General features: G+C 63.8%; 9 protein-coding genes. 6 read left to right on the forward strand and 3 right to left on the reverse strand.

All coding sequences use genetic code 11. From position 1 onward, the window contains the following. The first annotated feature begins 21 nt into the window (after positions 1-21). The 4 genes from L4X63_RS05460 (at position 22) to L4X63_RS05475 (ending at position 5,375) form a co-directional block, all read left to right on the forward strand. The gene (locus L4X63_RS05460) at positions 22-1,713 is read left to right on the forward strand and encodes a hypothetical protein (RefSeq protein WP_250677572.1); all 1,692 of its coding nucleotides are present in this window, start codon (positions 22-24) and stop codon (positions 1,711-1,713) included. Between the two features lie 92 nt (positions 1,714-1,805). Beyond that, on the forward strand, positions 1,806-2,513 hold the full coding sequence (locus L4X63_RS05465) for a hypothetical protein (RefSeq protein ID WP_250677573.1): 708 nt from the start codon (positions 1,806-1,808) through the stop codon (positions 2,511-2,513). A 152-nt stretch (positions 2,514-2,665) separates the two neighbouring features. Further along, positions 2,666-3,568, forward strand: coding sequence for a YceI family protein (locus L4X63_RS05470; RefSeq protein WP_250677574.1), 903 nt, complete (start codon positions 2,666-2,668; stop codon positions 3,566-3,568). 94 nt (positions 3,569-3,662) lie between these two features. Continuing rightward, positions 3,663-5,375 carry an alkaline phosphatase family protein gene (locus L4X63_RS05475; protein WP_250677575.1) on the forward strand — a complete coding sequence of 571 codons (1,713 nt, stop codon included), beginning with the start codon at positions 3,663-3,665 and terminating at the stop codon, positions 5,373-5,375. A gap of 157 nt (positions 5,376-5,532) precedes the next feature. Here L4X63_RS05475 and L4X63_RS05480 read toward each other — a convergent pair whose 3' ends face one another. From L4X63_RS05480 to L4X63_RS05490, 3 genes are all read right to left on the reverse strand, one after another. Continuing rightward, the gene (locus L4X63_RS05480; RefSeq protein ID WP_250677576.1) at positions 5,533-7,356 is read right to left on the reverse strand and encodes an SPOR domain-containing protein; all 1,824 of its coding nucleotides are present in this window, start codon (positions 7,354-7,356) and stop codon (positions 5,533-5,535) included. Positions 7,357-7,596: 240 nt separating this feature from the next. After that, positions 7,597-8,679, reverse strand: coding sequence for a class I SAM-dependent methyltransferase (locus L4X63_RS05485; protein WP_250677577.1), 1,083 nt, complete (start codon positions 8,677-8,679; stop codon positions 7,597-7,599). A 40-nt stretch (positions 8,680-8,719) separates the two neighbouring features. Next, positions 8,720-9,169, reverse strand: coding sequence for a ferritin-like domain-containing protein (locus L4X63_RS05490; RefSeq protein WP_250677578.1), 450 nt, complete (start codon positions 9,167-9,169; stop codon positions 8,720-8,722). Positions 9,170-9,622: 453 nt separating this feature from the next. On the opposite strand from L4X63_RS05490, the gene L4X63_RS05495 reads away from it, so the two are divergent. After that, positions 9,623-10,516, forward strand: coding sequence for an ATP-binding protein (locus tag L4X63_RS05495; protein ID WP_250677579.1), 894 nt, complete (start codon positions 9,623-9,625; stop codon positions 10,514-10,516). Between the two features lie 80 nt (positions 10,517-10,596). Next, positions 10,597-11,187, forward strand: coding sequence for a hypothetical protein (locus L4X63_RS05500; protein WP_250677580.1), 591 nt, complete (start codon positions 10,597-10,599; stop codon positions 11,185-11,187). Positions 11,188-11,355 lie beyond the last annotated feature (168 nt).

Here is an 11,355-nt window from a genome sequence, read left to right on the forward strand (position 1 = left end):
TCACCGGAAAGCGAGGTCACCATGAAATTCGTCAGAACATTTGCCGCCACCGCCGCCCTCATCGCCGCCTCTGCCGCCACCAGCTTCGCGCTTACCGCGAACACCAACTACACCATCACCTCAGCCAAGCTCAACAGCAACGGCACCGTCTCCCCCATAGAGACCGTCCCGGCGGCCACCGACGCCAACGGCCTTTTGACCTTCTCCCTTACCACGGTACCGACCAACGCCCAGGCCAATTTCCTGGTCTTCACCATCGCGGACCAAAACGGCAACGTGGTGCGCAAGGGGATCGTCCCGGCGCCCCCGACCGGTGACGTCAACCAGCTGGGGATCAACGACCTGGCAACCGCCCAGGCGACCACCTTCCTGAAGGCGGCCGAGCTGGCGGGGAGCGACGACCCGATCCTGGCCGGCTACCTGCTGGTGCTCCTCCGCTACCCGAGCATCCAGGACTCCGACGTGGTGAAGCTCGGCAACCTCGGCAAGGCGGCCATCCTCGGTAACGGCGGCTTCGAGGGATACCTCCAGTCGAACGGGATCAGCTCGTCGCAACTGTCGGCCTTGAAGGCGTGCCTGATCTACAACTCCGACAGCAGCAAGAACACGCTGCGCGATATCACCAAGCAGTACTACACCGCGGTCAACAGCGCCGACGTCACCACGGAGACCACCCAAACCCAGAAGGCCGGTGGCCTGATGGCCGACGTCTTCATGGACGCCGCCGCCTGCGCCGGGATCGATCTCGACTACATCACCAGCGCCCACGACGCGGCGGGCGACGCCGCCAGTGCCACGGGCCTCATGTCCGGCCCCGCCGGCATCTCCGCCAACCTCATGTCCTCCCTCGACCAGTCGATGAGCGCCTTCAACCGCAAGATCGGCATGGTCAAGATGGTCACCAACTACACCAACGCGCTGAGCACGCTGCAGGCCTCCGGAGGCCAGGTCGACACCTTCATCGGCGCGGCCCAGGCCATGGCCACCACCAGCAACACGGTGGAGACCCAGTACGGCGACTTCTTCAAGGATCCCGCCGGTTACCTCGCCGCCCACCCGGGCGCCACCGCCGACTCGGTGCAAAACGCCATCAACACTATCTATTCGAACGCCTGGACCACGTTCCAGGGGTCCATCGCCGCATCCGACGCAGAGATCGCCACCCTCAAAGCCGCCATCATTGCCGCTTTCCCGGGAATCCAGCTCCCCCCCGATTTCGGGATCAACTACGACGGGAGCCAGAATCCTCCCAACTGGCCGGTGCAGCAGGTGGTTATGGTCAACTGGATGGTGAATCTGATCAAGCAGGGGGGGAGCATCGGCTATACCCGCGACACCTTGCCGATACCTAACAACATGCAGGCCTGGATGGGGAGCTGCTCGATCCCCCAGGACTGGAACATGATGACCTGCCAGCAGGCCGGCGGCACCTGGACTCCGGGGCGTAACACCTTCGCTACCCCGTCGGCGGCCTTCAACGCCTACCTCGGGATCCAGCAGGATGTGAACATCGCCTGGATGACCAGGAGCTCCATCTGGGACAACGGCAACCAGCCGACTTCGGCCCAGAGGATCCAGGCCTCCACCGATTTCGTCAATAACCTTGGCAACATCCAGAGCAAGATCGTGGCCATGAAGGCGGGGAACGTCCCGGCCTCGGACGCCGAGAAGAAGGCGATTATTCTCCTGATGCTGCAGCCCCAGACCGACTAGCTTTAAACCGGCCGGGCGGCGCGAGAGATCCCGCCGCCCGGCCCGACGCTGGCGATGCCCCGGCATAGCCGCCATAGCCCGATGGAGTGCCGATGAAAGCCTCCCCCATCATAAGCTCGTTTCTTTTGCACCTCGCGGTCATCTCGCTGGTGGTACTTTGTGCCGCCCCGGCCCGGCGCCCCCTTTCCGCCGTGCCACCCGTCTACCTCGATCTGTCACCGGCGGCTCCCCGCCTGGAAAGCGAGCAGAACCGGCAGGCTCCGCCGGCAGAGAACGTGTCACCGGTCCCGTCTAAGGCTGGCGGGAAGGAGGTGCAGCGGGCGACTCCTCAGCCAAAGCCGGGGACTGTAGCCGAGCGCTTGCAGCTCTTTCCCGAACCGTCCGCCCAACCGTCCACACCGGCGTCCACTCAGGCGTCCGCCCAACCGGTTGCCCAGGCGGCACCGGAGTTGAGCCAGGCCTTTGCCAGGGCAGCGTACCAGCAGCAGGGAATGTTCCGGAGCCGGAGCTATTCAGAAGTCGTCTCCCTGGCGGTTAGGAAGATTGTTGAGGGGAGAATCCCCTTCGATACCCGCCGGGAACTGGATGGGGTGCAGGCCGAGGTGGTGGCCGACTATCCGGCTGAGGCCCCCGCGGTCGAGGTGACGAGCGGCAATGCCATCCTCCTGAATGCCCTGCGTGACCCGGCGGCCTGGAGGGAACTCCCTTCTCCGGGCCAGTACCGGTTGCAGTACCGCCAGGTCGCCTTCCTGGTCCGTATCGATCGCGGCACCGTCCACGTTGGGCTAACTCCCCGCTGATTTACCTCCACCTTCTCTCACCCGCATTCTTCTCACCCCACATTCTCCTCACCCGTCAGCCTTCAAGACAGTCCCCCGCTGCTGGTGTACTATTTACTCGTACAGTTGCCGGTCATCTTTGGCTTAACCGTCTGAAAAGAGGGAGATCTGTCATGGAAAGAGTCAGTTGTGCTCAAGTGGTAGCATTACAGAAAGTGGGGGCGGTCCTTCTCGATGTCATGACGCCGGAGGACTATGCCTGCTGCCATATATCCGGTGCCAATAACGCTTGTGTCTATGAGGTTGTCTTCATGGAGCGGGTGAAGGAGTCGGTGCCGGACCGGACCTCGGCGGTGGTCGTCTACGACGCAAGCGGGAGCACTCGGGCAGGGGCGCTGGCGGTGGAGCGGCTCAGGCAGTCGGGGTACGAGATGGTCTACCTCCTGGAAGGGGGGCTCGCAGCCTGGTTCGGCGCGGGGCTTCCGGTCACGGGGATGCGGAGCGATGGGCGAAGCGAGCCTGCGCTGGCCGACGGGCGCTACCGGATCGACAGCGAGAGGAGCTCCCTGGAGTGGATCGGCCGCAACTTCAACAACCGGCACCACGGCCGGATCCCGATACTGGAGGGGATCCTGGCGGTACGGGGCCAGGGGGTGGCCGAAGGCCGGGTGGTGGCGGATATGACCGGCATCACCAACCTCGATCTGCAGGACCCGGCCTGGCATGACCTGCTGATTGCCCACCTGAAGTCCGATGACTTCTTCGCGGTCGACCGTTTCCCAACCGCCGAATTCAGGCTTACCACCTGGAAGCCGGGGCGAGCCTCGTCGGTGGAGGTCTTGGACGGTGCGGCGATAGGGGAGCTCACCATCCGGGACGTGACCCGGCGGATCGAGTTCCCCGCCTCGCTCGCGCCGCAGCCGGACGGAACGGTTAAGGCCCATGCCCTGCTGGAGATCGACCGGACCCTCTGGAATGCCGGCTACGGTTCGGCGAAGTGGTACGAGCGCCTGGGCATGCACCTGGTCCACGATCTCATCACTATCGAGCTCTTCCTGTGTGCGGTGAGGGAGTAGCGTGCGTTTGTAAGGCAAACGTGACATGGCGCTGCGCCCGCTTTGTGCTACAACGTTCCCGGTGGCGGCAGCATTCTTTCGTGGGGAGGGAACAATGATTTCATCGGGAACGAGAAGGGTTCTTGCCGTGGCCGCGGCGGGCGCCCTGCTGGGGGCGGGGGCATCGGTCTCCTTTGCCGCCGGCCGCGAGCAGGGGCTCGGGAAGATCGGGCACTTCGTGGTGATCTACCAGGAAAACCACAGCTTCGACAACCTCTTCAGCGAGTGGGAGAAGGTGAACGGTCTGGCGGCCTACGTCCCCCAGGTGGACCAGCGCGGCGAAAGGTACTCCTGCCTTCCCCAGATCGACGTGAACCTCCGCTCCCCCGTGCCGCTTCCTGCCACCTGCCTCGACACACGGCGCAACCTCGCCAGCGCCTTCACCAACTTTCCCTTTCCCATCGAGAAGTACATACAGGCGGACGATAGGACCTGTCCCCAGCCGGACGAGAGGACCCCCGCGGGGGTAGAGAAGGGGAAGGGGCTCCCCGGCGGGTGTACCATGGACCTCGATCACCGCTTCTACCAGGAGCAGTACCAGATCGACGGCGGAAAGATGGATCGCTACGTGACCGGTTCCAACGCGGCGGGGCTCGCCGTCGGGTACTACCGAAGCAGGGAGCTGCCCCTCTATAAGTACCTGCACGAGAGGAACCACCCGAACTACGTGATCGCCGACAATTTCTTCCAGGCCGCCTTCGGCGGTTCCTTTCTCAACCACCAATGGCTGATCGCCGCCCGGACGCCGCAATGGCCGAACGCGGTTAACGACGGCAAGGAGCGGGACCTTCACTCGGTGGTGGACGCGAACGAGATGCCGAAACGGACACCCCTCTACCAGCCGGTTGGGGAGGTTAAGGACGGTCCGCTCTCCGCCTCTTGCCAGCCGGGTCCGGGGCGCCCGAAGACCCCGGCGGGCGTCACCTGCGGCGATTATGCCGTCAACACCATCCAGTCCGCTTCCTGGCCATTCGATCCTTCCTCCAAACCGGAGCAGCGTCTGCCGCTTCTGGAAACGCCCACCATCGGGGACCGCCTCACCGCGGCCGGCATCGGCTGGGGATGGTACTCCGGCGGCTGGGCCGACGCCGAAGGAGCAACCGGCCAAGCCGGGTTCACTGGTGGCTCCGGCCCGGTCTGCGGCCCCGGCGCCATCCCCGGATCCATCTGGCCCCGCTGTCCGGACCGTTTGTTCCAGTTCCATCACCAGCCGTTCAACTACTACGCCGCCTACGCCCCGGGGACCGAGGCGCGCCGGGAGCATCTGCGCGACGAGGAGGAATTCCGGAAACTGGTCGCCTCTTCACCCAAGGGTGGGCAATGCCAGCTTAGGGCGGTCAGTTTCGTGAAGCCGCTGGGGGCCGACAACGAGCACCCTGGCTACGCAAGTGAGCGAAACGGCAACTCGCACCTGGTGGATCTCCTCCGCTCCATCGAGAAGAGCGCCTGTGCCGCCGATACCATGGTCATCGTCACCTATGACGAATTCGGCGGCCAGGCCGATCATGTTCCTCCGCCCAGCCCGACCAACCCGAAGGGACCGTATGACCAGTGGGGCCCGGGTACCAGGATCCCTGCCGTGGTCATTGCCCCCGGCCTTCCCTACCGGTTCGCCGTCGACCACCAGGAGCACGATACCACCTCCATCCTGACGACCGTCGAGCGGCGCTTCGGCCTTGCACCACTCGGCCCCCGGGACGGTGCGGTGGAAGACCTCGGCTCAGTGTACCAAGCGCCGCGCGCCGAAGAGCAGCGCCGCCGCCGGTAGGACTCCACTCGCAAACAGCTGACCTCACGGCCTTCGGCCACTCCCTCCCTTAAAGGAGTCGAGGGGTCAGGTGGGGAGAGTGAAATAGAAAGGGCGACCTTCCCCGTGATGGGGATTGGTCGCCCTTTTGTTTGGCGGGAGGGGGAGGTGAAGCTCTCTATTTGCCGACGGGGACCACGTTTACCTTGAGTCCCTTCGCCTCGAGTTTAGGGAGCTCCGCGACGGCGGCGGCGCGTGTTTTGTACACGCCGGCGGTGAGGAGGTAGCTCGGCATCGGCACATCGACCCTCTGGAGATGGCTCTTGATCCCGAGGCGGGCCAGGCGCTTTTGCTCCTGTTCGGCACGCTGCTGGCTTGAGAAAGAGCCGGCGAAGATATGGCGTTTCTTGTCCTTCCCGGTCATGGCGATGGCCGCGGCATTAGCCTGCTTGAGGCGTTCCATCATGGTGTCCACCGATTTCTTGTCGTTGCGGGTCGGCACCTCGAGTCTGACCATGGGAGTCTTTTTCTTTCCACCCTCGATAACCAGCGGACCGAAGCCGGCCTCAGCGATCTTCCTCTTGGCCTCGGTCATCTCGTTCAGCACCTGGTACTCGCCGACCAGGAGGGCGAATCCTTTTCCCTTAACGATCTTGTAAATCTTATTGCTGTTTTGTAGAGGCTGTTGCGGCTGGGCCGTCGTCTCGGAAGCGGCAGACCCACCTCCTGCGGTGGTCGTTTCGCCGCTAGCAGGAGCGGGGGCGGCAGCGCTGGCGGTAGCCTCGGAGGGCGCGGCCGAGGCCGGTGCCGCGTTGGCGGCGACTACCGGCTCCGGAGCCGGAGCCGGTGCCGGTGCTGCCGGGGGGGTGGCAGCCGTGTCGGCTGTTTGGGTCGCCGCCGGACTTGCCGTAGCCGCCGGAGTAGTGGCCGGAGTAGTGGCCGAACTTGCCGCCTTCTCTGAGGTCTCAGAGTTCCCTGCAGTCCCTGTGGTCCCTGCAGTCCCTGTGGTCCCTGCAGTCCCTGCAGTCCCTGCAGTCCCTGCAGTCCCTGAAGTCCCTGAAGTCCCTGAAGTCCCTGAAGTCGCTGAAGTCGCTGAAGTCGCTGAAGTCGCTGAAGTCGCTGAAGTCGCTGAAGTCCCTGAAGTCGTGGCCGGAGTGGCCGGAGTGGCCACCGGAGTAGCGGTTGACGTCTGACCCTGCGTCGGCGCAGACACTGCCAGGGAAGGTGCCTGCGCGGGATTGGCGGTGGTGGCCGAAGCGGCCGGTGCCGGAGCCTTCGCAGCGGCGTCTTTCGCAGCTGTGTTAGCCGCGGGGGCCGCGCCGGTGGTAGCGCTCCCTTTGGCAGCTACCGGTGCGGGTTTCTGGACCGGAACGTATTCGTCTGCGTCTTCGGAGATTATCGGGATGGTATTGGTCAGCTTGTCGCCAGTAGCAGCGGCTTTGGAAGGGGCGGTAGCGGTTTGAGATGCGGTTGCCGGAGCGGAGGCCGCCGGTGCGCTTGCGGACGCCTTAGCCCCCGATGCGCCACTGGCCGTCGCGCTGGCCACTGGCGGGGCCGCAACCGGCGGTGCAGCAGCCACTGGAGCCGCAACCGGAGCGGGGGGCGATGCTGGTCTGGTCACTGCCGCTGGAGGGGCCGCCGCGGCCGCGGTCGTATCCTGCGGCAGGCTCTGGAGGAGCTTGGCGAGATCCGGATCGAGATGGGCGGTACTATCAGGATATTCCTTCACCAGGCTCTTCAGAGCGGTAGCGGCCTTCTCGTCCCGGCCAGCGGCCAGGTACCCCTTGGCAAGCAGGGTCAGGGCCTCCTTCCGGAGGGGACTCTTCGGATAGTCCTTGAGCAGCCGCTCGAGCCACGTGGTCGCGAAGAAGTACTTCCCCGTTTCCATATGGTGTTTTGCTTCGGTCAGCATCGTTTGATCGTCGGTCTTCGCGTGCGACACAGCGGGCACCGTGAAGGCCAGCAGGCAGATCAGCAGCAACAGTCTCAATACTCGTATCATACGGAATCCACTCTGTCTTTGATGGTGTTGGCGGGGGCTGGACGCCCGGTCTGGTTATAAAACCGCGTAATCATAGCACGATTATCGAGTCTCATAAATAGCTAATGTGAAGAGGCGCGGCGGAGGGTTCATTGGATGGAGGTGACGGGTGCCGGTGGGGTGGAAAGGGGGGGAGAAGGAGACTCTGGAGAAAAAGATCGAAACGGGGTGAGGCGGGCCGGCGGGGGCGGGAAAGATCGCCTACCCGCGGTAGCGGATCAGGATGAGATCGCCGGCATAGCGGAGCGCCTGCTCCCGTTCGGTTCCGGCGAGTTGCGAGGCGGGTACCGGGGAGGCGAACCGGCGCAGGAAGCGGAGGGCGGTGGAGTCGAGGGGCTCGAGACGATGGCCGAGGCGGCCCGTCAGGGAGAGCCTTCCCAGCCGGGGGCGTGAGATCTCCTTGGCCAGGCAGGGATTGATCTTGAAGAGGGTGGTGGCAGGAGGAGGAAGGTCCGGCGCGCTGCTCCCGAGGTAGAGGACGAAATTTCCCGGCGAGGTCCCCCGGCTCTCCATCTCCCTGATCCGGGCCACCTCGTCTTGCACGTCGGGGAGCGCGGAGGGGTGGGCGAAGAGCAGCGGGGTGAGGCCGCATCCTTCCACCAGTTCCAGTAACTGGTCGATCCGGTAGGTATGGACGCACGGGTGGAGCAGGGCATCGGCCAGCCCGGAGCGGTAGCTGGCCTCGCCGGACTCCTCGAAGAAGCGTCTCAGCCGGGAGCCGGGACGGCTGCGGCGCACCATGTCGAGCACCTCCCGGGGCTCCCGGACACCGAGCAGGCGCAGGGCGAAGCGGATCGCCTCCTCTTCGCGCCGGGCGAACCGGCTGTAGAGCATGATTCTGACGATGCCTCCCCTCCCGAGCCGCGCGGCAAGCGCCTTCAACCCCTCCGAGGGATCGTCGAGGTGATGGAGGACACCGTAGGCGTCGATGAAGCCGAAGGGGCCGCCAGCAATGCGGGGATCGGTGAGGTCCCCGGCCACGAAGGTGACCTTGGTTAGGCCGTGCAAAAGGCAATGGAGCCTTGCCCGGTTGAGGCTGCGCCGGGAAAGGTCGAGGGCGGTAATCGGGAGATCGGGATTGGCGAGCGCGAAGGGGTAAGGGGCGAAGCTCCCGCACCCGGCGATCAGGATCCGGCGGAGATCGGGTGGGGGAAGCTCGCCGTTGAAGCGGCTCCAGAGTGCCTCGAGATTGAGGGCGTAGGTGTCCCGGCGGCGGACCGAGGCGAGGAGGGGGAACTGCGGGTAAGGATAGAGCTCGTAATGGCGGCGGACTAATTCGGACATCGTGTGCGGGAAACCCTCTCCTTCTGGCAGGTTGGCGCGCCTAGCGCAAGGGATGGCGCGGGATGGTGATGATATCGTTGATGTAGTTCAGGTGGCGTTCTTCCTGCGAGTAGTTGTCGAGGATGACGCTCTTGATGTCGTCGGGCCAGGGGAGGGCGGCCGCCTTTTCGTAGTTGCGGTTGGTGATCACCTCGTTGGCCTTCATCGCCTCCATGGCCCCCAGCGAGCCGGAGGCGCTCATGAGCATGGTGAACCCTTCCAAGAGATACCCCTTGAAGTCCGGCTTCGCCTCGATGGGGCGGCCGTCCAGCTGCATGACCAGCGAGCGGAGTTTCTGGATGTGGGCCTGGTGGTCGTCCTGGAAGTCTCGCAACCTCCGGCAGATGTCGTCGTATTCCAGGTGCTTGATCACCTGGCGGTAGGCCTCCACCGCGTCCACGTCCAACTGGATAAGATCGTTCAGCCGCTCGATCATCTTTTTCCGGTCCATGGCTCCCCCCTTTGTGGTCCTGGTCGCTGGCACTCCCCCCCCTTTCCGCGATGTCTGCAATTGTAACGGGTTATCCCCCCATGGCAACGGCCGCTCTGCGCGGGCCGGTGACGAGTGTGGACGATGCCGGGGGAGAGGCCGCTGGAGGGACGGGATCGCCCTGGAATCATTGGTTGAATGGAAAGAAACGCCGTATGTGGCTGCAAAGCACGCAGCGGATGGTGAAAGCTCCCGGCAAAGTTTGTTGACACGGGGGAGCCCGATAGCGTATACAACATCGTTTTCTTTTTCTGCCGCAGTTTCAATAGGTTGGCCCATCCTCATTGACCCCGTCTTTTGTTGGCCCCGTCAACCGCTTGTTGCTTCCGTGGCATCAGCTATCCAGGCTCCGTCTCGCTGCCAGTCATCTCCGGCGGCCCCGGCGCCCTTTACCCTACGTTCCGAGAGAGGCCCATGATCAATCTGAAACCCGAAGTAGTCGCCCAGCTCGAGCGCGTGCTCGGCTCCGTAGAGATGCTCCTTCCCAAGGCCGTGAAGCCGGTCGACTGGTCTGCCTGCCACGCCGCCAACTGGCGCCGCCACTCCTTCTCCGGCTACCTCGAGCCGGTCAAGGTGACCGACACCACCGACCTCGACGAGCTTTTGGGGGTCGAGAAGCAGCGCGAGATCATGGTGAATAACACCAAGCAGTTCCTCAAGGGGCTGCCCGCCAACAACGCCCTTCTGTGGGGCTCGCGTGGCACCGGCAAATCCTCGCTGGTCAAGGCGCTTTTGAACCGCTTCGCACCGGAGGGGCTGCGGGTCATCCAGGTCGAAAAGGAGGATCTCATCTACCTCTCCGAGATCTTCTCGGCGGTCGAGAACCAGCCGTACCGCTTCATCCTGCTCTGCGACGACCTCACCTTCGAGGTGGGGGAGCTGAGCTACAAGATGCTGAAGAGCGCCCTCGACGGCTCGGTCTATTCGGCACCGGAAAACGTCCTGATCTACGTGACCTCCAACCGCCGCCACCTCCTGCCGGAGTACGAGTCGGACCTGATCGGCGGCAAGTTCGTCAACGGCGAGCTCCAGCAGAGCGAGGCGATGGAGGAGAAGGTTTCCCTCTCCGACCGCTTCGGCCTCTGGGTCGCCTTCCACGTCTTCAACCAGGACCGCTATCTCGAGGCGGTGCGGCTTTGCATCGAGCGGGAGGCCAAGAAGCGCGAGGTGCAGATCCCGTGGAACAAGGACCTCGAGCTCGACGCCATCCAGTGGTCGCACGACAAGAGCAAGCGCTGCGGCAGGACCGCGTTCCAGTTTTCCAAGAACTGGGTCGGGCGCTACCTGCTCGCCAACGGCTACGCCTAGGAAGGCCGGGGTACCGCTGGCAAAAAGGGTTCCGTTCGCTATCATTAATCTTTATTCATCTCAACTGCGGAGGTGGCAAGATGAAACGTTTAGCGAGCGTGCTCTGTTCCCTGTTGCCCGTCGTCCTGCTGATGGCCGGCTGCTCCAACACCTCGATCCGCGGCCACTGGAAGGACCCCGGGTTCTCGTCCCAGGCCCATTCGGTGCTGGTGGTGGGGCTCCCGCCCAATTCGATGATCGGCAACATGTGTACCGACGAATTCGTCCGGCAGCTGACCGGCCGCGGCATTCCCGCCACCGCCGGCTACAGTGCCCCCCCTTCCGGGTACTCGCGGGCGGCCATGGCGGCCAAGGCGCGGGAGCTCGGCCACGACGGGGTGGTGGTCTGCCGCTACCTGGAGCGCAAGCAGCGGCTCGACGTCTACCCGGCCGACGACCGCTCCATGTTCTTCGACCGCGGGTGGGAGCTCTGGCCCCCCAACGAGTACGTCGAGAACGAGTATGACGTCTTCCGGACCGTCCTTTTGGAGGGGGCCGGCGGCAGAGCGGTCTGGTCAGCGGTTTCCGAGACCTTTGCCCCGGGATCGGAGCAGAAGGTGCTGAAGTCGTACGTGAAAGCGATGCTGAAAGAGATGGAAAAGGACAGTGTACTGGCAAAGCCCAGGCACTGACTTAGGATGAACAGGTTTCGGCGATTAAAATATTTCAACTGTCAGTTCCAGCGCTTATGCCGTCCGTCCCCCCGGACGATTTGAACTTTCCAGTTAGTAGATACTGTGTAATTTTTGTTAATGTCATATAATCGTTGACTTTACAGCTGGTTAGAAGTACATTCCCGT

It is taken from the genome of Geomonas sp. Red32 (assembly GCF_023652955.1).
Taxonomy (GTDB): Bacteria; Desulfobacterota; Desulfuromonadia; order Geobacterales; family Geobacteraceae; genus Geomonas.